Annotated in this window: 24 protein-coding genes; 13 read left to right on the top strand and 11 right to left on the bottom strand. The window is 70.1% G+C overall.

Annotated features, from left to right (window positions below; all coding sequences use genetic code 11):
• Positions 1 to 167: 167 nt before the first annotated feature.
• The 5 genes from pgl to tkt are packed head-to-tail and all read right to left on the bottom strand — an operon-like array spanning position 168 to position 6855.
• On the bottom strand, positions 168 to 950 hold the full coding sequence (gene pgl / locus ACFVH5_RS26700; RefSeq protein WP_385836291.1) for a 6-phosphogluconolactonase: 783 nt from the start codon (positions 948 to 950) through the stop codon (positions 168 to 170).
• Positions 947 to 2077 (bottom strand): glucose-6-phosphate dehydrogenase assembly protein OpcA, encoded by a 1131-nt coding sequence (gene opcA, locus ACFVH5_RS26695; protein WP_385836290.1) that lies wholly within the window; start codon positions 2075 to 2077, stop codon positions 947 to 949. The genes pgl and opcA overlap by 4 nt, the downstream gene beginning before the upstream one ends.
• Positions 2074 to 3600, bottom strand: a complete 1527-nt coding sequence (gene zwf / locus ACFVH5_RS26690) for a glucose-6-phosphate dehydrogenase (RefSeq protein ID WP_384813275.1) — start codon at positions 3598 to 3600, stop codon at positions 2074 to 2076. The genes opcA and zwf overlap by 4 nt, the downstream gene beginning before the upstream one ends.
• 1 nt (position 3601) lies before the next feature.
• The gene (gene tal / locus ACFVH5_RS26685; protein ID WP_384813182.1) at positions 3602 to 4720 is read right to left on the bottom strand and encodes a transaldolase; all 1119 of its coding nucleotides are present in this window, start codon (positions 4718 to 4720) and stop codon (positions 3602 to 3604) included.
• A gap of 47 nt (positions 4721 to 4767) precedes the next feature.
• Positions 4768 to 6855, bottom strand: coding sequence for a transketolase (gene tkt / locus ACFVH5_RS26680; RefSeq protein ID WP_385836289.1), 2088 nt, complete (start codon positions 6853 to 6855; stop codon positions 4768 to 4770).
• 355 nt (positions 6856 to 7210) lie between these two features.
• On the opposite strand from tkt, the gene ACFVH5_RS26675 reads away from it, so the two are divergent.
• The 4 genes from ACFVH5_RS26675 to ACFVH5_RS26660 all read left to right on the top strand — a co-directional run bounded on the left by ACFVH5_RS26675 (position 7211) and on the right by ACFVH5_RS26660 (position 10819).
• Positions 7211 to 8164, top strand: a complete 954-nt coding sequence (locus ACFVH5_RS26675) for a heme o synthase (protein ID WP_384813278.1) — start codon at positions 7211 to 7213, stop codon at positions 8162 to 8164.
• A 268-nt stretch (positions 8165 to 8432) separates the two neighbouring features.
• Positions 8433 to 8789: a hypothetical protein gene (locus ACFVH5_RS26670; RefSeq protein ID WP_385836288.1), complete on the top strand. Its 357-nt coding sequence runs from the start codon at positions 8433 to 8435 to the stop codon at positions 8787 to 8789.
• Positions 8790 to 8918: 129 nt separating this feature from the next.
• Positions 8919 to 10025, top strand: a complete 1107-nt coding sequence (locus ACFVH5_RS26665) for an amidohydrolase family protein (protein ID WP_384813191.1) — start codon at positions 8919 to 8921, stop codon at positions 10023 to 10025.
• 17 nt (positions 10026 to 10042) lie between these two features.
• A complete protein-coding gene (locus tag ACFVH5_RS26660; RefSeq protein ID WP_385836287.1) occupies positions 10043 to 10819 on the top strand; it encodes a nucleotidyltransferase in 777 nt (258 codons plus the stop codon).
• Between the two features lie 11 nt (positions 10820 to 10830).
• Here ACFVH5_RS26660 and ACFVH5_RS26655 read toward each other — a convergent pair whose 3' ends face one another.
• The 4 genes from ACFVH5_RS26655 to ACFVH5_RS26640 form a co-directional block, all read right to left on the bottom strand.
• Positions 10831 to 11838: a heme A synthase gene (locus tag ACFVH5_RS26655; protein ID WP_385836286.1), complete on the bottom strand. Its 1008-nt coding sequence runs from the start codon at positions 11836 to 11838 to the stop codon at positions 10831 to 10833.
• A 56-nt stretch (positions 11839 to 11894) separates the two neighbouring features.
• The gene (locus ACFVH5_RS26650) at positions 11895 to 12710 is read right to left on the bottom strand and encodes an ABC transporter permease (protein ID WP_385836285.1); all 816 of its coding nucleotides are present in this window, start codon (positions 12708 to 12710) and stop codon (positions 11895 to 11897) included.
• A complete protein-coding gene (locus ACFVH5_RS26645) occupies positions 12707 to 13630 on the bottom strand; it encodes an ABC transporter ATP-binding protein (RefSeq protein WP_107017657.1) in 924 nt (307 codons plus the stop codon). The genes ACFVH5_RS26650 and ACFVH5_RS26645 overlap by 4 nt, the downstream gene beginning before the upstream one ends.
• Before the next feature lie 68 nt (positions 13631 to 13698).
• On the bottom strand, positions 13699 to 14562 hold the full coding sequence (locus tag ACFVH5_RS26640; protein ID WP_385836284.1) for an aminoglycoside N(3)-acetyltransferase: 864 nt from the start codon (positions 14560 to 14562) through the stop codon (positions 13699 to 13701).
• Positions 14563 to 14722: 160 nt separating this feature from the next.
• Between ACFVH5_RS26640 and ACFVH5_RS26635 the strand changes: the two genes are divergently transcribed.
• The 8 genes from ACFVH5_RS26635 to ACFVH5_RS26600 all read left to right on the top strand — a co-directional run bounded on the left by ACFVH5_RS26635 (position 14723) and on the right by ACFVH5_RS26600 (position 21355).
• A complete protein-coding gene (locus tag ACFVH5_RS26635) occupies positions 14723 to 15511 on the top strand; it encodes a helix-turn-helix transcriptional regulator (protein ID WP_385836283.1) in 789 nt (262 codons plus the stop codon).
• Positions 15508 to 16932 (top strand): Fe-S cluster assembly protein SufB, encoded by a 1425-nt coding sequence (sufB, locus tag ACFVH5_RS26630; RefSeq protein WP_385836282.1) that lies wholly within the window; start codon positions 15508 to 15510, stop codon positions 16930 to 16932. Before ACFVH5_RS26635 ends, sufB begins: the two co-directional genes overlap by 4 nt.
• A 69-nt stretch (positions 16933 to 17001) precedes the next feature.
• A complete protein-coding gene (sufD, locus tag ACFVH5_RS26625) occupies positions 17002 to 18180 on the top strand; it encodes a Fe-S cluster assembly protein SufD (RefSeq protein WP_385836281.1) in 1179 nt (392 codons plus the stop codon).
• On the top strand, positions 18180 to 18500 hold the full coding sequence (locus ACFVH5_RS26620; RefSeq protein WP_384813213.1) for a non-heme iron oxygenase ferredoxin subunit: 321 nt from the start codon (positions 18180 to 18182) through the stop codon (positions 18498 to 18500). Before sufD ends, ACFVH5_RS26620 begins: the two co-directional genes overlap by 1 nt.
• A gap of 7 nt (positions 18501 to 18507) precedes the next feature.
• Positions 18508 to 19272: a Fe-S cluster assembly ATPase SufC gene (gene sufC, locus ACFVH5_RS26615; RefSeq protein ID WP_107017663.1), complete on the top strand. Its 765-nt coding sequence runs from the start codon at positions 18508 to 18510 to the stop codon at positions 19270 to 19272.
• A complete protein-coding gene (locus tag ACFVH5_RS26610) occupies positions 19269 to 20543 on the top strand; it encodes a cysteine desulfurase (RefSeq protein WP_385836280.1) in 1275 nt (424 codons plus the stop codon). Before sufC ends, ACFVH5_RS26610 begins: the two co-directional genes overlap by 4 nt.
• 15 nt (positions 20544 to 20558) lie before the next feature.
• Positions 20559 to 21026 carry a Fe-S cluster assembly sulfur transfer protein SufU gene (sufU, locus tag ACFVH5_RS26605; protein WP_366785991.1) on the top strand — a complete coding sequence of 156 codons (468 nt, stop codon included), beginning with the start codon at positions 20559 to 20561 and terminating at the stop codon, positions 21024 to 21026.
• Positions 21023 to 21355: a metal-sulfur cluster assembly factor gene (locus ACFVH5_RS26600; RefSeq protein WP_107017666.1), complete on the top strand. Its 333-nt coding sequence runs from the start codon at positions 21023 to 21025 to the stop codon at positions 21353 to 21355. The genes sufU and ACFVH5_RS26600 overlap by 4 nt, the downstream gene beginning before the upstream one ends.
• Before the next feature lie 87 nt (positions 21356 to 21442).
• Here the strand turns inward: ACFVH5_RS26600 and ACFVH5_RS26595 are convergent, their stop codons facing one another.
• Both ACFVH5_RS26595 and ACFVH5_RS26590 read right to left on the bottom strand, forming a co-directional pair.
• Positions 21443 to 22312, bottom strand: a complete 870-nt coding sequence (locus ACFVH5_RS26595; RefSeq protein ID WP_385836279.1) for an AbfB domain-containing protein — start codon at positions 22310 to 22312, stop codon at positions 21443 to 21445.
• Between the two features lie 390 nt (positions 22313 to 22702).
• Entirely contained in the window at positions 22703 to 24472 is a 1770-nt protein-coding gene (locus ACFVH5_RS26590; RefSeq protein ID WP_385836278.1) for a hypothetical protein, read from the bottom strand.
• A gap of 208 nt (positions 24473 to 24680) precedes the next feature.
• Here ACFVH5_RS26590 and ACFVH5_RS26585 point away from each other — a divergent pair, with 208 nt between their 5' ends.
• Complete coding sequence (locus ACFVH5_RS26585; RefSeq protein WP_107017831.1) at positions 24681 to 25001, top strand: multidrug efflux SMR transporter; 321 nt, start codon at positions 24681 to 24683, stop codon at positions 24999 to 25001.
• Positions 25002 to 25021: the final 20 nt, after the last annotated feature.

The following is a 25021-nucleotide window of genomic DNA, read 5'->3' as shown; positions in this document are numbered from 1 at the left end:
GCCCCCGCCCCCCCGTGGCGCTGGCCCCCGCGCCCCCAGGGGGTTTCAGGGGCGCGGGGAACTGCGCAAAAGGGGGCGAGGGGGCGAAGCCCCCATGCGTGGACGGGAATGGGTAGGGGCGGCGGGGGCGAAAAAAGCCCCTGCCGCCCCTACCTCCAAGCCACCCGTCAGGGTGAAGCCGGCGGATACAGCGCGCGCGGCAGTTGCGAGGCCGCCGCCGCGTCCAGCAGCCACAGCGTGCGGGCGCGACCCTGCGCCCCCGCGGCCGGCGCCTGGATCTCACCCGCGCCGGACAGCGCGATCGCCGCGGCCTCCGCCTTGTCCTCGCCCGCCGCGAGCAGCCACACCTCCCGCGCGGCCCGGATCGCGGGCAGCGTGAGCGTGACCCGCACGGGCGGCGGCTTCGGCGCGCCGCGCACCCCCACCACCGTCCGCTCGGTCTCACGGACGGCGGGCAGTTCCGGGAACAGCGACGCCACGTGCGTGTCCGGGCCGACGCCCAGCATCAGCACGTCGAAGGACGGGACGGGAGCGTGGTTCTCCGGCCCGGCGGCCGACGCGAGTTCGGCCGCGTAGGCCTCCGCCGCCGCGTCCACGTCGGCACCCCACGGGCCGTCCGACGCGGGCATGGCGTGCACGCGCTTCGGGTCCAGCGGCACCGCGTCGAGGAGTGCCTCGCGGGCCTGGGTGACGTTCCGCTCGGGGTCGCCCTCGGGCAGGAACCGCTCGTCGCCCCACCACAGGTCGAGCCGGCTCCAGTCGACGGCGTCCCGGGCGGGCGCCGCCGCGAGCGCGGCCAGCAGGCCGTTGCCGTTGCGGCCACCGGTCAGGACGACCGAGGCGTGACCGCGCGAGGCCTGCGCGTCCACGACCTTCGTGATGAGCCGGGCCGCGGCGGCCTGGGCCATCAGTTCCTTGTCGCGGTGGACGACCAGCTGGGGAGTGCTCACTGCGGGTCCGCCTTCTTGACCGGGGGCATCTGGGCGGGGGTGGGGCGCCCCGGATCTCCCTCGCCCGCCGAGGCCGAACTGGCTGCCGAAGCGGATGCCCCTGCCGGCTTCGCGGCCGGTTCCGGGGTGTCGTGCACCGGGCGCACCGGGAGTTCCCCCGGCGTCCAGGTGGCTGCCTCGGGCCGCTGCGAGGCCGACTGGATGCCGCCCAGCCGGTCCACCCCGAACCGCAGCGCGGACGCGTACGTGTCGTCCGGGTCGAGCCGGCGCAGCTCCTCCGCGAGCAGTTCGGACGTCTCGCGGCGTTTGAGCGCCACCGCGCGGTCCGGCTGTCCCGGCAGGGCCAGGGTGGCCATCGACCCGTCCGAGCGGTGCAGGGTGATGGGGCCGCCGGTCGTCTCCAGGCGGACCTGGGTCAGCCCGGGACCGGCGGACACGGCACGGCGTACGTGCACGTGGAGGCGGTCGGCGAGCCACATGGCGAGCAGCTCGACGCTCGGGTTGGCCTCCTCGCCCGCCACCTCGACGGAGACGACCTCGCAGTCGATCTGGTCGAGGGCGGCGGCCAGCATGGAACGCCACGGGGTGATCCGGGCCCAGGCCAGGTCGGTGTCGCCCGGCTCGTAGCTCTCGGCGCGGGCCTTCAGCTCCTCGACGGGCTTCTCCGCCGCGTAGCTGTCGGTGACCCGGCGCTGGCCCAGGGCGCCCAACGGGTCGCCCGCCGGATCGCGGGGCGCGTCCACCGACCACCAGACGACGACCGGCGCGTCGGGGAGCAGCAGGGGCAGGACGACGGACTGGGCGTGGTCCGAGACCTCGCCGTACAGCCGCAGGATCACCGTCTCACCGGTGCCCGCGTCCGCGCCGACCCGTACCTCGGCGTCCAGGCGCGACTTCGTGCGGTCGCGGGGCGAGCGCGAGACGCGCTTGATGACGACGAGGGTGCGCGAGGGGTGTTCGAGCGAGGCGTCGTTGGCGGCCTTCAGGGCGTCGTAGGCGTTCTCCTCGTCGGTGACGATGACGAGGGTGAGCACCATGCCGACGGCCGGTGTGCCGATGGCCCGGCGGCCCTTCACGAGCGCCTTGTTGATCTTGCTGGCCGTGGTGTCCGTGAGATCTATCTTCATGGCCGACGCCAGCTCCGTCCGTCTCGCTTGAGCATTTCGTCGGCCTCGACGGGCCCCCACGTGCCCGACTGGTACTGCGCGGGCCTGCCGTGCTTGTCCCAGTACTCCTCGATCGGGTCGAGGATCTTCCAGGACAGCTCGACCTCCTCGGTGCGCGGGAAGAGGTTCGAGTCGCCGAGGAGGACGTCGAGGATGAGCCTCTCGTACGCCTCGGGGCTCGACTCCGTGAACGACTCGCCGTACGCGAAGTCCATCGAGACGTCCCGGATCTCCATGGAGGTGCCGGGCACCTTGGAGCCGAAGCGGACCGTGATGCCCTCGTCGGGCTGGACGCGGAAGACGATCGCGTTCTGGCCCAGTTCCTCCGTCGCCGTGTGGTCGAAGGGGGAGTGGGGCGCCCGCTGGAAGACGACCGCGATCTCCGTCACCCGGCGGCCGAGGCGCTTGCCGGTGCGCAGGTAGAAGGGGACGCCCGCCCAGCGGCGGTTGTCCACCTCCACCTTGATCGCCGCGTACGTGTCGGTCTTCGACTTGGGGTCGATACCGTCTTCCTGGAGGTAGCCGACGGCCTTCTCGCCGCCCTGCCAGCCCTCGGCGTACTGACCGCGGACCGTGTTCTCGCCCAGGTCGCCGGGGAGCTTCACCGCGCCGAGCACCTTGGTCTTCTCGGCGGCGAGCGCGTCCGCGTCGAAGGAGGCGGGCTCCTCCATGGCCGTGAGGGCCATCAGCTGGAGCAGGTGGTTCTGGATGACGTCACGGGCGGCGCCGATGCCGTCGTAGTAGCCGGCCCGGCCGCCGATGCCGATGTCCTCGGCCATCGTGATCTGTACGTGGTCGACGTACGACCGGTTCCAGATCGGCTCGAACATCTGGTTCGCGAAGCGCAGCGCCAGGATGTTCTGGACCGTCTCCTTGCCCAGGTAGTGGTCGATGCGGAAGACCTGGTCCGGGGCGAAGACCTCTTCGACGGTGGTGTTGAGGTCCTCGGCCGACTTGAGGTCGTGGCCGAAGGGCTTCTCGATGACCGCGCGCCGCCAGGAGCCGCTCGTCTGGTCGGCGAGGCCGTGCTTCTTCAGCTGCTGGATGACGACCGGGAACGCCGACGGCGGCACGGACAGGTAGAAGGCGAAGTTGCCGCCCGTGCCCTGTGCCTTGTCCAGCTCGCCGATCGTGTCGCGCAGCCGCTCGAACGCGTCGTCGTCGTCGAAGGTGCCCTGGACGAAGCGCATCCCCTGGACGAGCTGCTGCCAGACCTCCTCACGGAACGGCGTACGGGCGTGCTCCTTGACGGCGTCGTGGACCTCCTGGGCGAAGTCCTCGTTCTCCCACTCACGGCGCGCGAAGCCGACGAGCGAGAAGCCCGGCGGCAGCAGGCCGCGGTTGGCAAGGTCATAAACGGCAGGCATAAGCTTTTTACGGGACAAATCGCCCGTGACCCCGAAGATGACGAGGCCCGACGGCCCCGCGATACGCGGGAGCCGTCGGTCCGCCGGGTCACGCAGCGGATTGCTGCTTGACAAGATTTCAGCCCTCCGAGGGGGCGAGGCGCTGGAGCTCCGCCTCGGTCGACTTGAGCAGGTCGTTCCAGGCGCCCTCGAACTTCTCGACGCCCTCGTCCTCCAGAAGCTGGACGACCTCGTCGTACGAGATCCCGAGCTTCTCGACCGCGTCGAGTTCGGCACGGGCCTGCTCGTACGTACCGGCGACGGTGTTGCCGGTGATCTTTCCGTGGTCCTCGGCGGCGAACAGGGTCGCCTCCGGCATGGTGTTCACCGTGTTCGGCGCGACCAGGTCGTCGACGTACAGGGTGTCCTTGTAGGCCGGGTCCTTGACGCCGGTCGAGGCCCACAGCGGACGCTGCTTGTTGGCCTGCGCCTTGTCCAGGGCGTTCCAGCGGTCCGAGGTGAAGACCTCCTCGTACGCCTGGTACGCGAGCCGCGCGTTGGCGAGACCCGCCTTGCCGCGGGCGGCCTTGGCCTCGTCCGTGCCCAGCGCGTCCAGCCGCTTGTCGATCTCGGTGTCCACCCGGGACACGAAGAAGGACGCCACGGAGTGGATCTTGGAGAGGTCGAGGCCGGCGGCCTGGGCCTTCTCCAGGCCGGAGACGAACGCCTCCATGACCTCGCGGTACCGCTCGAGGGAGAAGATCAGCGTGACGTTGACGCTGATGCCCCGCGCGATCGTCTCGGTGATCGCGGGCAGGCCCGCCTTGGTCGCCGGGATCTTGATGAGTGTGTTCGGCCGGTCGACGAGCCAGGCGAGCTGCTTGGCCTCGGCGACGGTCGCCTTGGTGTTGTGCGCCAGGCGCGGGTCGACCTCGATCGAGACCCGGCCGTCCTGGCCCTGCGTCGCGTCGAAGACCGGACGCAGGATGTCGGCGGCGTCACGGACGTCCGCCGTCGTGATCATGCGGATGGCCTCTTCGACCGTGACCTTGCGGGCGGCGAGGTCCGAGAGCTGCTGGTCGTAGCCGTCGCCCTGCGAGATCGCCTTCTGGAAGATCGACGGGTTGGTGGTGACGCCCACGACGTGCTGCTGGTCGATCAGTTCGGCGAGATTGCCGGACGTGATCCGCTTGCGCGACAGGTCGTCCAGCCAGATCGCGACGCCTTCCTCGGAGAGGCGCTTGAGTGCGTCTGTCATGGAAAATGCATCTCCTACGTGTCGTATGTCAGCGTGAGCTGCCGGCGTCAGCGCTTGGCTGCGGCGAGCGATTCCTTGGCGACGTTCGCGACGTTCTCGGCAGTGAAGCCGAACTCCTGGAAGAGGACCTTGCCGTCGGCCGAAGCACCGAAGTGCTCCAGGGAAACGATGCGGCCCGCGTCCCCGACGAAGCGGTGCCAGGTCAGACCGATACCGGCCTCGACCGCGACACGCGCCTTGACGGACGGAGGAAGCACCGAGTCCCGGTACCCCTGGTCCTGCTCGTCGAACCACTCCACGCACGGCACGGACACGACCCGCGTCGGGGTGCCGGCCGCCTGGAGCTGCTCACGTGCCTCGACGGCCACGTGCACCTCGGAGCCGGTGGCGATCAGGATGACCTCGGGCTCGCCGCCCTCGGCCTCGAAGAGCACGTAGGCGCCCTTCGTCGTGTCCTCGTTGGCGTCGTACGTCGGAACGCCCTGACGGGTCAGCGCGAGACCGTGCGGGTTGCCCTTGCCGAAGACCTTCGTGTAGCGGCGCAGGATCTCGCGCCACGCGATCGCGGTCTCGTTGGCGTCGGCCGGGCGCACGACGTTCAGGCCCGGGATGGCGCGCAGCGAGGCCAGGTGCTCGACCGGCTGGTGGGTCGGGCCGTCCTCGCCGAGACCGATGGAGTCGTGCGTCCACACGTACGTCACCGGCAGGTGCATCAGCGCGGACAGACGCACGGCGTTGCGCATGTAGTCGGAGAACACCAGGAAGGTGCCCCCGTAGATACGGGTGTTGCCGTGCAGCGCGATGCCGTTCATCTCCGCGGCCATCGAGTGCTCGCGGATACCGAAGTGGATCGTGCGGCCGTACGGGTCCGCCTCCGCCAGCGGGTTGTCCGCCGGGAGGAACGACGACGTCTTGTCGATCGTCGTGTTGTTCGAGCCCGCGAGGTCGGCCGAGCCGCCCCACAGCTCGGGGACGACCGCGCCGAGCGCCTGGAGGACCTTGCCGGACGCGGCACGCGTGGCGACGCCCTTGCCCGTCTCGAAGACCGGGAGCTTCTCCTCCCAGCCGGCCGGCAGCTCGCCCGCGGCGATGCGGTCGAACTCGGCGGCGCGCTCCGGGTTGGCGGTCCGCCACGCGGCGAAGCCCTTCTCCCACTCGGCCTTGGCCTCACGGCCGCGGTCGAGCGCCTTGCGGGAGTGCGCCAGCACCTCGTCGGCGACCTCGAAGGACTTCTCCGGGTCGAAGCCGAGGACCCGCTTGGTGGCCGCGACCTCGTCGTCGCCGAGCGCCGAGCCGTGCGCGGCCTCGGTGTTCTGCGCGTTCGGGGCGGGCCAGGCGATGATCGAGCGCATCGCGATGAACGACGGCTTGTCCGTGACCGCCTTCGCGGCCTCGATCGCCGCGTACAGGGCGGCCGGGTCGAGGTCGCCGTTCTCCTGCGGCTCCACGCGCTGGACGTGCCAGCCGTAGGCCTCGTACCGCTTGGGGGTGTCCTCGGAGACGGCCGTCTCCGTGTCGCCCTCGATCGAGATGTGGTTGTCGTCCCACAGCAGGACCAGGTTGCCGAGCTTCTGGTGGCCCGCCATCGAGGACGCCTCGCCGGAGATGCCCTCCTGGAGGCAGCCGTCACCGGCGATCGCAAAGATGAAGTGGTCGAACGGAGAGGTGCCGGGGGCCGCCTCCGGGTCGAACAGACCACGCTCGTAGCGGGCGGCCATCGCCATGCCCACCGCGTTCGCGACACCCTGGCCGAGCGGCCCGGTCGTCGTCTCCACACCGGTGGTGTGCCCGTACTCGGGGTGTCCCGGGGTCTTCGAACCCCACGTCCTGAACGACTTCAGGTCGTCCAGCTCCAGGCCGAAGCCGGCCAGGTACAGCTGCGTGTAGAGAGTCAGGGACGAATGGCCGGCGGACAGCACGAAACGGTCGCGGCCGGTCCAGTCGGCGTCCGCCGGGTCGTGCCGCATCACCTTCTGGAAGAGGGTGTACGCGGCTGGCGCCAGACTCATCGCCGTACCCGGATGGCCGTTGCCGACCTTCTGTACGGCGTCGGCGGCCAGGATGCGGGCGGTGTCGACCGCCCGCTGGTCCAATTCGGTCCACTCGATGTCTGTTGTGGTCGGCTTGGTGCTCACCCTGGGTCAGGGCTCCTCTCCACATGTTGCACATGTCGAATGCCGGTGCACGTGGCGCCCACCGGCTCGCTGTCGAGCCTACCCCCGTGGCAACGCGCATTTTTTCGAGTCATTCCAGACTGCCGGGACTTGCCCTCTTCCGCCTCCCGACCGGCGGGTTCCGTATTCGGCAAGTGAATACGGAGCTGGTGATCCGACTGCTCAATCAGAAGCCGATCAGTCCGTCGCGGGACCCTTTCAACACGACCTGACCCCCGCGAAGGCCGGGGTCTGGGCAACGTCTACAGTGGCGTGGTACGCGCGAGCCTTTACCGGGAGTTCACACCCGGGGCTCGCTGGGATGTCTCTGTCAGGGGTGTGCGTGACGGCCGTTGAATCCCGTCCAGCGGGAGTGCTCGGGACGAGTCAGGGCACGAACCACCGGCCGTTCGGGGCCCGGGTCAAGGCGTTCGTCGCTCTCACGAAGCCACGGATCATCGAACTGCTGCTGATCACCACCGTGCCGGTGATGTTCCTGGCGCAGCAGGGGGTGCCCGACCTGAAGCTGGTGCTCCTCACCTGCCTCGGCGGCTACCTCTCCGCCGGTGGCGCCAACGCGCTGAACATGTACATCGACCGTGACATCGACGCGCTCATGGAACGTACGTCGCAGCGCCCGCTCGTCACCGGCATGGTGAGCCCCCGCGAGTGCCTCGCCTTCGGCATCACGCTGGCCGTGGTCTCCACGCTCCTGTTCGGGCTCACCGTCAACTGGCTGTCCGCCTGGCTGTCGCTGGGAGCCCTCCTCTTCTACGTCGTCGTCTACACGATGATCCTCAAACGGCGTACGTCGCAGAACATCGTGTGGGGCGGGATCGCCGGCTGCCTGCCCGTCCTCATCGGCTGGTCGTCCGTCACGAACTCCATGTCGTGGGCGCCGGTCATCCTCTTCCTCGTCATGTTCTTCTGGACGCCGCCGCACTACTGGCCGCTGTCCATGAAGGTGAAGGACGACTACGCGCGCGTGGGCGTGCCGATGCTGCCCGTCGTCGCGTCCAACAAGGTCGTCGCGCGGCAGATCGTCCTCTACAGCTGGGCCATGGTCGGTGTCTCCCTGCTGCTCACTCCGCTGGGGTACACGGGGTGGTTCTACACGGTGGTCGCCGTGGTGACGGGTGCGTTCTGGTTGTGGGAGGCGCACGGGTTGCAGGCGCGGGCCAGGGGTGGGGCCGTGGGGGCGAAGCTGAAGGAGATGCGGCTGTTCCACTGGTCGATCACCTATGTGTCGCTGCTGTTCGTGGCGGTTGCGGTGGACCCCTTCCTGCGGTGACGCTCCGCGTGGGGCTTGGGGTGGCTGAGGCTCGTTGTCGGGTGCCGGTCCCTCGTGGCTGGTCGCGCAGTTCCCCGCGCCCCTGAAGGCGGTCGTGGCTGGTCGCGCCCACGCGGCGGAGCCGCACATGTCACAGCCCCGCGCCCCTGAAAGCGAAAGACTGCGCCGTTCCCCGCGCCCCTGACGCGGTTCCGGTGGATGTGGTTCGTGGGGAAGGCCACTCGGTCTTGGCGTCGCCCGGTGATCTACCCGTCGGTAGCATCCTCGTATGGCAGACATCCAGCAGGTTGACGAGGGCGCGGGCGCCGAGCCGGGCGCCAAGGCCGAGCGGCGTACCGCCAAGCTCGTCAAGCAGATTTCCTCGTTCGTCGAGGCTCATGGCGGGGCCGAGGGGCAGATCGCGTATCTCGGGCAGAAGGGTGCCCGGATCGTTCTCGTGGGGGAGGACGGCGAGTGGGGCGACCTCGTGGCCCCTACCTACGCCCTCGCCGAGGAAGCCGTGAAGCAGTCCGGCATCACCGTCCACGAGGACTTCGACGGCGACTTCGCCAACAAGGTCAGGACGGGCCCGTACGAGTGGACCCGCATGGCGGGCATCCAGGTGGGCGGCCCCAAGCCCCGTTAGGGGCGCGGGGCTGTGACATGTGCGGCTCCGCCGCGTGGGCGCGACCGGCCCGAGCGGACCCGCACCCGACAACGCACCTCCCCCGTTAGGCCCTGCGCATAGGCGGAGCCGAACGTGGGGGAGGTCCGGATGATCGAAACGCCGTCGCTGGTGGACCAGTACTGCCACGGCGTACTGCGGACGGAGCTGGGCCTCGGCACCTTCGAGGCCCATCTGGCCCGCGGCGAGGGTCCACCCGCCGCCGGCACCACGTTCTTCGACACCCAGACCGGTTTCGCCGTACGCCGCTGGTGCCCCCCGCTGCTCGGTCTCGAACCGCACTGTCCGCCCGCCCGCTACCTGGCCCGCCGCCGCGAACTCGGTGTCCTGGAGGCGGGTCGCAAGCTGCTGCGGGGGAGCGGCATCACGACGTATCTGGTCGACACCGGGCTGCCCGGCGATCTGACCGGACCCGGCGAGATGGCCTCCACGGGTGCCGCCGACGCCCACGAGATCGTCCGTCTCGAACTGCTCGCCGAGCAGGTCGCCGACACCTCCGGCACCGTCGAGTCGTTCCTCGCCAACCTCGCCGAGTCGGTGCACGGGGCCGCCGCGACCGCCGTGGCCTTCACCTCCGTGGCGGGCGTACGGCACGGCCTCGCGCTCGCACCCGAACCGCCGGGACCCGGCGAGGTGAGGGGCGCCGCGGGCCGCTGGCTGGCGGGCCGCCGGGTGGGCGGCCCGCTGAGCGATCCGGTACTGCTCAGACATCTGCTGTGGATCGCCGTCGCCTCCGGCCGCCCGCTCCAGTTGCACGCGGGGCTCGGCGAGCCCGGCCTGCGCATCGACCGCACCGACCCGGTCCTGCTCACCGACTTCGCCCGCGCCACGGCCGGGCTCGGCACCGATCTGGTGCTGCTGCACGGCTACCCGTACCACCGCCACGCGGCGCATCTCGCCGGCGTGTTCCCGCACGTGTACGCCGATCTGGGCGCCGCGCTCGTACGGACCGGCGCGCGGGCGGCGGCCGTGCTCTCCGAGATCCTGGAGCTCGCCCCCTTCGGCAAGCTCCTCTTCTCCAGCGGGGCCCACGGCCTGCCCGAACTCCATGTGGTCGGCGCCCGTCTCTTCCGTGAGGCGCTCGCCCGGGTGCTCGGCGCCTGGGTGGCCGAGGGCGCCTGGTCGCTGGTCGACGCGCAGCGGGTCGCGGGACTGATCGCGGCGGGCAACGCGAAGCGGGTGTACGGAGTGGAGTGAGTGCACAGACTGGGCGCATGACTCGCAGCGACGCGACCGACCGGCTCCTCGACCGCTTCCGCACCGCACTGCGCGGCCTCGACCCGCTGGCCGTGTGGGCACACGGCTCGCTCGGCTCCGAGGGCGGCGGCGACTACCAGGAGGACCGCAGCGACCTGGACCTGATCGTGGTCCTGGACGGTCCGATCACCCCGCGTACGGTCTGGTACGTGGCCCGGCTGCACGCCCGTCTGCGCGACGAACCGCTCGTCGCCAAACTGCACTGCAGCTATCTGACGCCCGGCACCGCCGCAGATCCGGAGCGGCGGCACCTCACCTGGGCGCACCAGCAGCTCTTCCGGCGGCCGGTCACCCCGGTGACCCGGCGCGAACTGCACTCCTTCGGACTGGTCCTGTCCGGCGAACGGCCCGACACCCTGCTGCCACCGGTGACGGACGGCGAACTCGCCGCGTTCGTGGTCCGGGACCAGCGGGACTTCTGGCGCCGCGAGGTGGACCGCGTCGGCAACTGGACCCAGGACGCGTGGGTGGACGTCGGGATGACCACCCACGCGCGCGCCGCGGTCACCCTGGAGGACGGCCGGCTGATCACCAAGCGCGAGGCGCTGGACCTGCTGCCCGGCCTCGGCGCGCCCGTCGAGGTGGTCGCGGACATCCGCGGGCGGCGGTACCCGCGGTCGGGGACGCCGCTCCGGGAGGTTCGGGAGATCCAGGCGTGGAAGGCCCGCAGAGGGCAGCTGACCAGGGACTACCTCGGCCCGGCGATCGACCGCCTCGTGGCCGCGTACATGTGAGCCGTGACGGGTCAGGTGCGGCTGAGCGCCGATTCCGTCGACTGGCCCGGCAGGTCCGCCACGGTCTCCGGACGCTCCCGCAGCGCCAGCAGGACGCGGAGCGTGGCGATCCACACCAGGCAGGAGCCGAACATGTGGAGGCCGACCAGGACCTCCGGCAGATCGGTGAAGTACTGGACGTAGCCGATGGCGCCCTGCGCGAGCAGCACCAGGAAGAGGTCGCGGGTGCGCTGCAGGGGGCCGCGGGGCGCGTCGACGGCCTTGAGGACGAACCACAGGGCGAAGGTCAGCGTCACCACGATCCAGGCCAGGACGGCATGCAGCTTGGTGACGTTCTCCCAGTTCAGCGGGATGCGGTGCACCTCGCTCGAATCGCCGGCGTGCGGGCCCGAGCCGGTGACGACCGTGCCCACCGCGATCAGCAGGACGGTGGCGGTGACCAGGATCCACGCCATCTGCAGCACCGGCTTGCCGACCAGCGGACGGGGTGAGCCGTCACCCTCACGGGTGCGCTGCCACATCAGCGTGGCGACGGCGATCAGCGCGGTGGACAGGAGGAAGTGCGCGGCGACCGTGTACGGGTTCAGGCCCACGAGGACGACGACCCCGCCGAGGACCGCGTTGCTCATGACGACCCAGAACTGCGTCCAGCCGAGCCGGGTGAGGCTGCGGCGGTACGGCTTCTGCGAGCGCGCGGCGATGATCGCCCAGCCGACGGCCGCGCACAGCACGTACGTCAGCATGCGGTTGCCGAACTCGATGACGCCGTGCACGCCCATCTCGCTCGTCGTGGTGAGCGAGTCGTCGGTGCACTTGGGCCAGGTCGGGCAGCCGAGGCCCGAGCCGGTCAGCCGGACGGCACCACCGGTCACCACGATCAGTACCGCCATCACGAGGGCGGCGAGAGCGGCGCGCCGGACCGTCCGGGGGGACGGGGTCCAGCGCCCTGCGATGAAGGCGAGCGGGTTGCGCACGGCTTGAGCGGCGTCCGCTCGGGTCACGTTCGGCACGGGCTCCATCGTAGGGGGCCGCTTGTGCACGCGTTCACGAGGCCCCTCCGGACCGCCGCGTGCCGTCACTCCCAGCGGAAGAACCGTCCGGCCGCCGCCAGGCCCACGACCGCCCACACGGCCAGGATCCCGAGGTTGCCCCAGGGCATCCCGGCGCCGTGCTGGAGGACGTCCCTCAGCCCTTCCGAGAGGGCCGAGATCGGCAGCAGACCGAGGACGTCCTGCGCCCCCTGCGGGAACTTGTCCAGCGGGACGATCACCCCGCCGCCGATGAGCAGCAGCAGGAAGACCAGGTTGGCGGCGGCGAGTGTGGCCTCCGCCTTCAGGGTCCCCGCCATCAGCAGACCGAGCCCCGAGAACGCGGCCGTGCCCAGGACCAGCAGGAGCAGCACGGCGAACGGGTTGCCGTGCGGCGACCAGCCCAGCGCGAGGGCGATCGCCGTCACGAGGATCACCTGGAGGATCTCCGTGACCAGTACGGAGAGGCTCTTGGCCGTCATCAGGCCCCAGCGGGGCAGTGGCGAGACGGCGAGCCGCTTCAGTACGCCGTACCGCCGCTCGAAGCCCGTGGCGATCGCCTGGCCGGTGAACGCCGTCGACATCACGGCCAGCGCCAGGATGCCCGGCGCCAGGAAGTCGACGGCCTTGCCGTCACCGGTGTCGACCACGTCCACCGCGCTGAACAGCACGAGCAGCAGCGTCGGGATGATCACCGTCAGCAGCAGCTGCTCGCCGTTGCGCAGCAGCATCCTCGTTTCGAGGGCCGCCTGCGTCGCGATCATGCGGGGCAGCGGGGCCGCTCCGGGCTTCGGCGCGTAGGTGCCCGCGGCCGTCGACCGGGCGTCCGTTCCCGGTCCCGTTCCCGTCGTTTCCGCGCTCATCCGCGCAGCTCCTTACCGGTGAGCTCCAAGAAGACGTCCTCCAGGGTGTGCCGCTCCACGGAGATCTTCTCCGGCATCACGCCGTGCTGGGCGCACCAGCTCGTGACGGTGGCGAGCAGCTGCGGGTCGATCTTGCCGCCCACCCGGTACGAGCCCGGGGTCAGCTCGACCGCGGTGGAGTCCGCCGGGAGGGCCTTGAGGAGGGAGGCCACGTCCAGGCCGGGGCGCCCGCCGAACCGCAGGGTGTTCTCGGCGCCGCCGCGGCACAGCTCCTCGGGGGAGCCCTGCGCGATGACCCGGCCGGCGTCGATGATCGCCACGTCGTCGGCGAGCTGCTCGGCCTCGTCCATGTGGTGCGTGGTCAGGATCACCGAGACCCCGTCGGCGCGCAGCTCACGGACGAGTTCCCAGGTCGCCCGGCGTGCCTGCGGGTCGAGGCCCGCGGTCGGCTCGTCCAGGAAGACCAGCTCGGGGCGTCCGACGACGGCCATGGCGAGCGCGAGGCGCTGCTGCTGGCCGCCGGACAGCCGCCGGTACGTGGTCCGGCCGCAGCTGCCGAGACCCAGGCGCTCGATCAGGGCGGCCACGTCCAGCGGATGCGCGTGCAGCCTGGCGACGTGCTTGAGCATCTCGTCGGCGCGGGCGCCGGAGTAGACGCCGCCGGACTGGAGCATCACACCGATCCGGGGGCGCAGGGCCGAGGCCTCGCGCACCGGGTCGAGGCCCAGGACCCGGACCGTTCCGGCGTCGGGGCGCCGGTATCCCTCGCAGCTCTCGACGGTGGTCGTCTTGCCCGCGCCGTTGGGTCCGAGCACGGCCGTGATGCCCGCCCGGGCCACCAGATCCAGGCCGTCCACGGCGGTCTTCCCGCCGTAACGCTTCACCAGACCGCTGACCTGGACGACGGGGTCACTTCGCATGGGCGGCCTCACTTCGCATGGTCGCCAAGTCTAGGGACGGCCGGGCGGGCGCATGAGGGCGGGGCGCGTCACGGGCGGCGCGGGACGGCGCGCGCAACGGCGCGTGAGAGGGGCACGTCGTTCGTGATCCACTCCTCGCGCGAACGGTGCACCGCGAGCCACCGCTCCGCGTAGGCGACCGCGTCCGCCAGGGGGAACAGCCGTGCGTCGGCCGCGCCCACCCGGCCCCGTACGACCGGACGGTCCCGCTCGAAGTCCGCGCCCAGGGTGTCGAACTCGTCCGAGCTGATCGCGACCTCCGTGACCGTCTCCCAGCGGGGCCCCTCGGGAGCGAGGACCGGCCGTCCCACCTCGACGCGGGGTGCGGGTATGCGGTACTCGGCCAGGTGGAAGCCGGTGCAGGTGTCGTAGCCCGCGCCCAGCAGCAGGACCCGGGCGCCCCTCTCCTCCAGGCGCGCCAGGGGGCTGTGCTCGCCGAGCCGGCAGTCCGGCGCGTGCTCCTCGACGACCGCCGCCGCGGCCGGGCCGAGGGCCGCGAAGGAGGTCTGCGGATGCGCGCTGCGCAGGGCGCCGGGCCAGGAGCGCACGGTCTCCGGAACCACGCCCACCCCGCGCGAGGGCGTCACGAGCGGGTCGTACGGGGGCATCGTGGCGCGGATCGTCGGCCACCACTCCTCGGGCACCGGCGGGCTGCTCCACAGGGCCGGGTCGGAGAGGTGGCCGGACTGGGTGGGGACCACGAGGGTGCCGTCGGGCCCGAGCGCGTCCAGGAGTCCCTGGACGACGGCGACCGCTCCTCCGTTGACCCATCCGAGGGAACGCAGTGACGAATGTACGAGGAGCGTCTCGCCGGGGCGTACGCCCAGGGCGCGCAGGTCCGCGGTGAGGGTGGCGCGCGTGACGAGAGGGCCGGTGGGAGGGGGTGTCGGCATGGTTCCCCAGTCTTGCCGACGGCCCCGGGCCATGCCACCGAATTGATCGATCAAAGATCGTTCCCGCAGGTCAGATTAGGTTTACCTAAGTGATGCACCGCACCCCATCGGGCGCGGACACGGCTTGTCACTCTCTGAGGAATTACGCAACAATGGTGTTGTGAAATACGTCGGCGAGGCTCAGGAGACCCCCACGGGGGCCCCTCAGGAGGAACTCGCGACCGGGGAGCGCTCCACGCGCAACCGGGTCGCGCGGTCCATCCTGGACCACGGCCCGTCGACCGTGGCCGATCTCGCCGGACGGCTGGGGCTGACCCAGGCGGCCGTCCGCCGGCACCTTGACGCCCTCGTCTCCGACGACGTCGTGGAGCCCCGTGAACAGCGGGTCTACGGCGCTCGTACGCGTGGACGGCCCGCCAAGGTGTTCGCCCTGACCGACTGCGGCCGGGACGCCTTCGACCAGTCCTACGACCAGCTCGCCGCGGACGCCCTGCGCTGGATCGCCGAGCGCGAGGGCGGGGAGGGGGCGCTCGTCGCCTTCGCCCGGGCCCGGATGGCCGCCCAGGCCGGTGCGTACCGCGAGGCGGTCGAGTCCGCCGCTCCCGAGAAGCGGGCCGAAGCCCTGGCCAAGGCCCTGAGCGCGGACGGGTACGCTGCTACGGCGCGCAGCGCACCGGTCGGTGAGCAGCTCTGCCAGCACCACTGCCCGGTCGCCCATGTCGCCGAGCAGTTCCCGCAGCTGTGCGAGGCGGAGACCGAGTTCTTCTCCCAGCTGCTGGGTACTCACGTGCAGCGGCTGGCCACCATCGCCCACGGCGACGGCGTCTGCACGACCTTCATCCCCAAGATTTCCCACAGCCCGAAGATTTCCAAGGCTCCACCAGTTTCCACGCCTTCGAAGACCACTGATAACGCATCCGCACGTACCGCCGGGAGGAACCCCGCATGACGCTCCCCATCGAGGAGACCGCCCACCCCGAGCTTGAGGGTCTGGGCACCTACGAATACGGCTGGGCCGACTCCGACGTGGCTGGTGCCTCTGCCAAGCGCGGTATCAACGAACACGTCGTCCGCGACATCTCCGCGAAGAAGAACGAGCCGGAGTGGATGACCAATCTCCGGCTCAAGGGCCTGCGCCTGTTCGGCAAGAAGCCCATGCCGAACTGGGGCTCGGACCTCTCGGGCATCGACTTCGACAACATCAAGTACTTCGTGCGCTCCACGGAGAAGCAGGCACAGTCCTGGGAAGACCTGCCCGAGGACATCAAGAACACGTACGACAAGCTCGGCATCCCCGAGGCGGAGAAGCAGCGCCTCGTCGCCGGTGTCGCGGCCCAGTACGAGTCCGAGGTCGTCTACCACCAGATCAACGAGGAGCTGGAGGCGCAGGGTGTCATCTTCATGGACACCGACACCGCGCTGAAGGAGCACCCGGAGCTCTTCAAGGAGTACTTCGGCACCGTCATCCCGGTCGGCGACAACAAGTTCGCGTCGCTGAACTCCGCGGTGTGGTCCGGCGGCTCGTTCATCTACGTGCCGAAGGGTGTGCACGTCGAGATCCCGCTCCAGGCCTACTTCCGTATCAACACGGAGAACATGGGCCAGTTCGAGCGGACCCTGATCATCGTCGACGAGGGTGCCTACGTGCACTACGTCGAGGGCTGCACCGCCCCGATCTACAAGTCGGACTCGCTGCACTCCGCGGTCGTCGAGATCATCGTCAAGAAGGGTGGCCGCTGCCGTTACACGACCATCCAGAACTGGTCGAACAACGTCTACAACCTGGTCACCAAGCGCGCCGTGGCGTACGAGGGCGCGACCATGGAGTGGATCGACGGCAACATCGGCTCCAAGGTCACCATGAAGTACCCGGCCGTCTACCTGATGGGCGAGCACGCCAAGGGCGAGACCCTCTCCATCGCCTTCGCGGGCGAGGGCCAGCACCAGGACGCCGGCTCCAAGATGGTCCACATGGCGCCGAACACGTCCTCCAACATCGTGTCGAAGTCCGTGGCGCGCGGCGGCGGCCGTACGTCCTACCGCGGTCTCGTCGAGATCGGCGAGGGCGCCCACGGCTCGAAGTCGAACGTGCTGTGCGACGCGCTGCTCGTCGACACCATCTCCCGCTCGGACACGTACCCCTACGTGGACGTCCGCGAGGACGACGTGTCCATGGGCCACGAGGCGACGGTCTCCAAGGTCAGCGACGACCAGCTCTTCTACCTGATGAGCCGGGGCATGACCGAGTTCGAGGCCATGGCCATGATCGTGCGCGGCTTCGTCGAGCCCATCGCGAAGGAGCTGCCCATGGAGTACGCGCTGGAGCTCAACCGGCTGATCGAGCTGCAGATGGAAGGCGCGGTCGGCTAGGACCCGCCCCCCCCCGGAGCAGTCGCCAGATTTCTGACGTAGACGTAGGAAGAGAGCAGACCGACAGCCATGGCTGAGGCTCAGAACATCCCGGTCGGCAGTACGACCGCCGGCCAGATCGCGGTGGCCGCCGAGTCGACCGTCGCCACGCGCATGAGCGCGCCCCCGTCCTTCGACGTGGCGGACTTCCCCGTCCCCCACGGCCGTGAGGAGGAGTGGCGGTTCACGCCGCTGGAGCGGCTGCGCGGGCTGCACGACGGCACCGCGGTCGCCACCGGCGACGGCGTCAAGGTCGACATCGACGCGCCCGAGGGCGTCACCGTCGAGACCGTCGGCCGCGACGACGCGCGGCTCGGCCGGGCGACCCCGGTCGACCGGGTCGCCGCCCAGGCCTACTCGGCGTTCGAGAAGGCCGGTGTGGTCACCGTCCCCAAGGAGACGGTCCTCACCGAGCCGATCCGCATCGCCGTGCACGGCGCGGGCGGGGTCGCCTACGGCCACCAGGTCATCGAGCTGGGAGCCTTCGCCGAGGCCGTCGTCGTCATCGACCACACCGGTGACGCCGTCCTGGCCGCCAACGTCGACTACGTCCTGGGCGACGGCGCCAAGCTCACCGTCGTCTCCGTCCAGGACTGGGACGACAAGGCCGTCCACGTCGGCCAGCACAACGCGCTGATCGGCCGCGACGCCACCTTCAAGTCCTTCGTGGTCACCTTCGGCGGCGACCTCGTACGCCTCCACCCGCGGGTCGCCTACGCGGGCCCCGGCGGCGAGGCCGAGCTGTTCGGCCTGTACTTCACGGACGCCGGCCAGCACCAGGAGCACCGCCTCCTGGTCGACCACAACACCCCGCACTGCAAGTCGAACGTCGCCTACAAGGGCGCGCTCCAGGGCGACGGCGCCCACGCGGTGTGGATCGGCGACGTCCTCATCGAGGCCACCGCCGAGGGCACGGACACCTACGAGATGAACCGCAACCTGGTTCTGACCGACGGTGCCCGGGTCGACTCCGTGCCGAACCTGGAGATCGAGACCGGCGAGATCGTCGGCGCCGGACACGCCTCGGCGACCGGCCGCTTCGACGACGAGCAGCTCTTCTACCTGATGGCCCGCGGCATCCCGGCCGACGAGGCACGCCGTCTGGTGGTCCGCGGCTTCTTCGCCGAGCTGGTCCAGCAGATCCGCGTCCCCGACATCCAGGAACGCCTTCTCGCCAGGATCGACGAGGAGCTGGAGGCGTCCGTCTGATGACTGCCTTCCAACGCGCCTGTGGGCTGAGCGAGCTGGAGAAGGACACCCCGAAACGGGTGGAACTCGACGGCACGCCGGTCTCGGTCGTGCAGACCGAGGGGGAGGTGTTCGCGATCCACGACATCTGCTCGCACGCGAACGTCTCGCTCTCCGAGGGCGAGGTGGAGGACTGTCAGATCGAGTGCTGGCTGCACGGCTCCGCGTTCGACCTCAGAACCGGCAAGCCGTCCGGCCTTCCCGCGACGCGCCCCGTCCCCGTATACCCCGTAAAGATCGAAGGGGACGACGTGCTCGTCTCCCTCACCCAGGAGTCCTGAGGAACCCATGGCAACGCTTGAAATCCACGACCTGCACGTCACCGTCGAGGCCGACAACGCCACGAAGGAGATCCTCAAGGGCGTCGACCTCACCGTGAAGCAGGGCGAGACCCACGCCATCATGGGCCCGAACGGCTCCGGCAAGTCGACTCTCGCCTACTCGCTCGCGGGACACCCGAAGTACACGATCACCGGCGGCACCGTCACCCTCGACGGCGAGGACGTCCTGGAGATGTCCGTCGACGAGCGCGCCCGCGCGGGCCTGTTCCTGGCGATGCAGTACCCGGTCGAGGTGCCCGGTGTCTCCGTCTCCAACTTCCTGCGCACCTCCGCCACCGCGATCCGAGGCGAGGCCCCCAAGCTCCGCCTGTGGGTCAAGGAGGTCAAGGAGGCCATGCAGCGCCTCAACATGGACCCGGCCTTCGCCGAGCGCAACGTGAACGAGGGCTTCTCCGGCGGCGAGAAGAAGCGCCACGAGATCCTTCAGCTGGAGCTGCTCAAGCCGAAGATCGCGATCCTCGACGAGACCGACTCCGGTCTCGACGTCGACGCCCTGCGCGTCGTCTCCGAGGGCGTCAACCGCGTCCGTGAGAGCGGCGAGGTCGGCACCCTGCTGATCACGCACTACACGCGCATCCTGCGGTACATCAAGCCCGACCACGTGCACGTGTTCGCGAACGGCCGCATCGCCGAGTCCGGCGGCGCCGAGCTCGCCGACCAGCTCGAGGCCGAGGGCTACGACAAGTACGTGAAGGGTGGAGCATCAGCGTGACGCAGTTGCCGGGCCTCCTCACGGGAACATCTCACCTACTTGACGAGGCGATCCGTAAGGACTTCCCCATCCTGGACCGCCAGGTCCACGACGGTAAGAAGCTCGTGTACCTGGACAACGCGGCGACCTCGCAGAAGCCGCGCCAGGTGCTGGACGCACTCAGTGGTTACTACGAGCAGTACAACGCCAACGTCCACCGCGGTGTGCATGTGCTCGCGGAGGAGGCCACGGCGCTGTACGAGGGCGCGCGCGACAAGGTCGCCGCGTTCATCAACGCGCCGAGCCGCGACGAGGTCATCTTCACGAAGAACGCCTCGGAGTCGCTCAACCTCGTGGCCAACATGCTCGGCTGGGCCGACGAGCCCTACCGGGTCGACCACGAGACCGAGATCGTCATCACGGAGATGGAGCACCACTCCAACATCGTGCCGTGGCAGCTGCTCGCGCAGCGCACGGGCGCGAAGCTGAAGTGGTTCGGCCTGACCGACGACGGCCGGCTCGACCTGTCCAACATCGACGAGATCATCACGGAGAAGACGAAGATCGTCTCCTTCGTGCTGGTGTCGAACATCCTGGGCACGGTCAACCCGGTCGAGGCGATAGTGCGCCGTGCGCAGGAGGTCGGTGCGCTGGTCTGCATCGACGCCTCCCAGGCCGCCCCGCACATGCCGCTGGACGTACAGGCCCTGCAGGCCGACTTCGTGGCCTTCACCGGCCACAAGATGTGCGGCCCGACCGGCATCGGCGTCCTCTGGGGCCGCCAGGAGCTGCTGGAGGACCTGCCGCCGTTCCTGGGCGGCGGCGAGATGATCGAGACCGTGTCGATGCACTCGTCGACGTACGCTCCCGCTCCGCACAAGTTCGAGGCGGGCACCCCGCCGATCGCCCAGGCGGTCGGTCTCGGTGCGGCCATCGACTACCTGAGCGCGATCGGCATGGACAGGATCCTCGCCCACGAGCACGCGCTCACCGAGTACGCGGTGAAGCGGTTCGCCGAGGTCCCGGGCCTGCGCATCATCGGCCCGACGACCGCCGAGGACCGCGGCGCGGCGATCTCGTTCACGCTGGGTGACATCCACCCGCACGACGTGGGCCAGGTTCTCGACGAACAGGGCATCGCGGTCCGGGTCGGACACCACTGCGCACGGCCGGTCTGCCTGCGGTACGGAATTCCTGCGACCACACGAGCGTCGTTCTATCTGTACTCCACGCCGACCGAGATCGACGCACTGGTCGACGGCCTGGAGCACGTACGGAACTTCTTCGGCTGAGGAGCTGGCTGAGTCGTGAGGCTTGATTCGATGTACCAGGAAGTCATCCTGGACCACTACAAGCACCCCCACGGGCGCGGTCTCCGGGACGGCGACGCCGAGGTGCACCACGTCAACCCGACGTGCGGCGACGAGATCACCCTGCGGGTGAAGTACGACGGCACGACGATCAGTGACGTCTCGTACGAGGGCCAGGGCTGCTCCATCAGCCAGGCCTCCGCCTCCGTGCTGAACGAGCTGCTCGTGGGCCGGGACCTGGCCGAGGCGCAGAAGATCCAGGAGACCTTCCTGGAGCTGATGCAGTCCAAGGGTCGTATCGAGCCGGACGACGCCATGGAGGAGGTCCTGGAGGACGCGGTCGCGTTCGCCGGGGTCTCCAAGTACCCCGCCCGCGTGAAGTGCGCACTGCTGAGCTGGATGGCCTGGAAGGACGCGACGGCCCAGGCCCTGGGCGAGGCCGGCGCCGAGAGGAAGACGGCATGAGCGAGACCATCGAGATGAAACCGGCCTCCGAGGAAGAAGTCCGCGAGGCGCTGTACGACGTCGTCGACCCCGAGCTGGGCATCGACGTCGTCAACCTCGGACTGATCTACGGGATCCACATCGACGACGCGAACATCGCGACGATCGACATGACCCTGACGTCGGCGGCCTGTCCGCTCACCGACGTCATCGAGGACCAGGCCAAGTCCGCCACGGACGGCATCGTGAACGAACTCCGCATCAACTGGGTGTGGATGCCGCCGTGGGGCCCGGACAAGATCACGGACGACGGTCGTGACCAGCTTCGGGCGCTCGGATTCAACGTCTGAGCGACCCCGTCCCGTCTGTACGTGTGCGGCCCCCGGCGATTGCGCCGGGGGCCGCGTGCGTGAGGGGCCAGTCGGGTCCTGTGCGGCTCAGCCCAGTCCCTTGACCAGGCGGAACGCCGAGTCGGCCTGGTAGAGACGGCTGTTGTCGTACGGGTCCAGGCGCAGCCGGAAGTCACGGTGGCGCAGGAATCGGCCGCGGTAGTTGACCGACTCCAGCATCACGGCGTCGGAGAACGCCGACGGGCGCGGGCAGAAGGTGGCGTCCTTCTTGAACAGCTCGGAGCCGTTGTGGCGGTCGGCGCGCAGCCGGAACCGGGCGTGCCGCAGATAACTGCCGTTCCCCAGCGAGAACGAGACGCAGTCGGCGTCGGCGAGACCCGGGACGAGCTTGAAGGAGGCCTTCTGCCTGGTGCTGGAGGAGCTGCGCCGGTCCACCCGGTCGAGCCGCACGGAGTCGTGGCCCAGACGCCAGTAGCGGTCGGGGTAGTTGACCGCCTGGATGGACTTCCGCGCGGACGACGGCTTGGACGCCGGCGGCTTGTCACCCGACGCGGGCTTCGACTTCGACGCCGACGGTTTCGGTACGGGGTCGGTGCCGGCGCCGCCCTGCTGCTCCGCGGGCGGCGCGGAGCCGTCCGGGGTACTGCCGGAGGGCGACGGGGCGGCCAGCCCGCTCTTTCCGCTGGGAGCGGTGGCGGCGACGGGCGGAGCGGCGACCAGTGGCTTGTCCTGGGCGGCGGTGTTCTGTGTCCGGTCCTCCGTCGAGGTCCCCTTGTCCTCGTCCAGCACGGTGACCGCGGTCACCGTGGAGGCGAGGACCGCGAGCAGCAGCGCTCCGGCCAGCCAGAGCCGGCGTGTCCCGGGTATGGGGGACTGGTCCAGGGTCTCGCCGGTCTCCCACACCTTCGGCAGGTGGGGGGACGGGTCGGGAGCGGACTCGGTGTTTCTTTCGGGCATGCGCGGTTCCCCCCGGCGTCGCCGATGGCGACGCGGTTCGGTCATTGCTCGTGGCACATGAGGAGGCGGAGGTCGCGGGCACACGGGACGGCCATGGCCGGGCGATCCGTGTACGCGACGAGGGGAACATTAGTGGAAGTTGTGCGGGTCGAGTAAGCGTTCCTGAGAGCGGTTTCTGCCCGAACTGGCTTGGCCGGGGGACGAGTTGGCGGCCGGCTCCGGATTCGGCGGCCGGGAAAGATAGTTCAAGGCTTAAGGATTCGAGATCAGGGCCCCGAAGAGGGGATTCGGGCGCCCGAGGGGACGGCTCGGACGCCGGGGCGCGGAGGAAGGGGAAGTTCCGGTCCGGCCGGAGGACTTCCTCTCTGGGCCTCATGGGTCAGGGGCGGATCAGGGGCGCTTCCCGAAGGCGGACAGGAGTGTGGCGATCCGTTCGCGGCTTCCGTCGTTCTGGACCGGGGCCGCGGTGAGGACGTCCAGGTGCTGGTAGCCGGGGAGCACGACCGGATTCTTGTCCGCCGGGACACGGTCCGCCAGGATGCCGTCACCGGCGACGAAGGTGATCACCGGACGGGCGGTCGGGCCCCCGGTGTGCGCCATGTGCCGGGCGATCCGCGCGTCGTCCACCAGCGAGAGATCCGTGACGAGCTTCGTCGGGAAGTAGTCCTCGGTGAAGTCCAGCGGCTGCTCGGAGAGGCTGCGGGCCAGTTCCCCGATGTCCGAGACCTCCTTGGCGGCCGTGGTGAACGGCGTACCGTCCGCCGAGCGGTGCACCGGGTCGTCCGGCGCGCCCACCCGGTCGAAGTCGCGCCAGGTGTAGAGGGGGCCGCCCGGCTCGTCCGGGATCGCCTTCAGCTCCGTACCGAACAGGGCGGGGGAGCCCTGGACGTCGTTCGAGACGGGGAAGTCCTTGTCGGCGAGCCGGCCGCCGTCGAAGAGGCCCACGCTGGTCTGGATGAAGGACAGCGGGGCCGAGTTGTCGTCCATGAAGGCGCCGAGGAGCGCCTCGTTGGTCAGCCGGAAGTCGCGGATCGTCGGCTTGCCGCTCAGGAACACGGCCGCGTTCTTCGAGAACATCGTGCGGGTCGTCGTCTCGATGTTCTCGTTCGCGGGCAGGGCGCTCTGAAGGGTGGACCGCGCGGCGAGACCGCTGATCGCGAGCAGGTTCATGATCTCCGGGTTGATCACCGCGGGCAGCGCCAGGAAGCGGGGCAGGACCCCGGAGCGCAGACCGGCCTGTACGACGGTGTAGCCGAGGCCCGTCTCCGGGACCGTGCCCCGGGGCAGCAGGTCACCGTCGAGTGATCCCGAACCGCCGTTCAGGTCATCGAGGTCGACGGCGATCGTGGTGTCCAGGGCGAAGTAGCCCGCGCACTGGTTGAAGCCCGCGTCCGCCGTCGTCGAGCTGTTCCCGTCGAAGTCCCAGGTGGAGAAGACGCCGGTGAGCACCCCGCCGAGCGAGTGCCCGCCGCACAGCACCTTCTCCTTGCGCAGCCTCTGGTCGGGCAGTTCGGCGGTCAGCAGGTCGTACTGGTCCCGGACGGTCTGCTCCAGGCCGACCTCCCCGAGCCAGCCCACCTGGTCACTCGTCAGGAAGCCGTCGAAAGCGCGCCCGTCGATCTGCCGGCCCTCGTAGTAGTAGCCGACCGCCCGGCTCACACTGCCCGTCGCGACCCCGGCGTTGTCCTCCAGGCAGTTGGAACGCCGGTCCAGCGCCCAGAACTCGATGTGCTCGCCCCGGTCGGCAGCCGCCCGCACGGTGTTGCGGGCCACGCTGTCGAAGGCGCCCGCACCCTCCAGGATGCCGGGCTGGGCGACCAGGATCCGGTCGGCGCCGGCCGACTTCGACGGCCCGTCCGAGGAGCGGTAGCGCAGGTACGCCAGCCGGTCGCAGCGCGCCGGGTGGCTCCCCGCGGCGGCGGGCAGCGGGATCCGCAGGGAGACCTGGGTCTCGGTGACGCCCGCGACCGGGGAGGCGGAGGCCACCGGCGTCTCGGTGCGGGCCGTGTTGGCGGCGGCCAGGGTCGTGCCGGCGTCGGCGCCGGATTCGGCGGGTGCGCCGCCGGCCGAGGGGGCCGCGGTCAGCGCGGCCACGGCGAGCGCTCCCGCGAGGAGGGGGCGAGGCCATCGGGCACGGCGAGGGGGGACTCCTGTGCTCATGATTCTCTCCATCGGGAGGGGTGGAAGGAGGCGGAAAGGGAGGGGAGTCCCGCACGGTACCCAGCGGTAACTCCCTTCTGCCATAAGGGAAATGAGCGAACGAGGGGTGCGTGCCGCGCACATTTCCACAGGCGTCTTTCCACGGGCGTCCCGCGGGCCGGTCCCGTCCTGTGTACGGGCGTACGTATCGATGCGTACACTCGTACGTATGGGATACGTGCTGCTCGCCGGAGCCATCGCCGCGGAAGTGGCCGCCACCACCGCCATGAAGTACAGCGACGGTTTCAGCAGGCTCTGGCCCTCGCTGCTGACCGCCCTCGGCTACGTCGTCGCCTTCCTTCTCCTGGCGCAGACGCTCAAGACCGTGTCCGTCGGCACGGCGTACGCGATCTGGGCCGGGCTCGGCACGGCGGCCATCGTCGTGATCGGGGCGGTGTTCCTCGGGGAGGGGCTGAGCTTCGCCAAGTTCGCCGGTATCGCGATGATCATCGGCGGGGTCGTGGTGCTGAACCTGGGCGGGGCGCACTGATGGCCGCGGGCGGCGGGCAC

It is taken from the genome of Streptomyces sp. NPDC127119 (assembly GCF_042677425.1).
Taxonomy (GTDB): Bacteria; Actinomycetota; Actinomycetes; order Streptomycetales; family Streptomycetaceae; genus Streptomyces.
The sequence above is the reverse complement of the archived record's forward strand: the minus strand, read 5'-3'. Positions and strand labels throughout refer to the sequence as shown.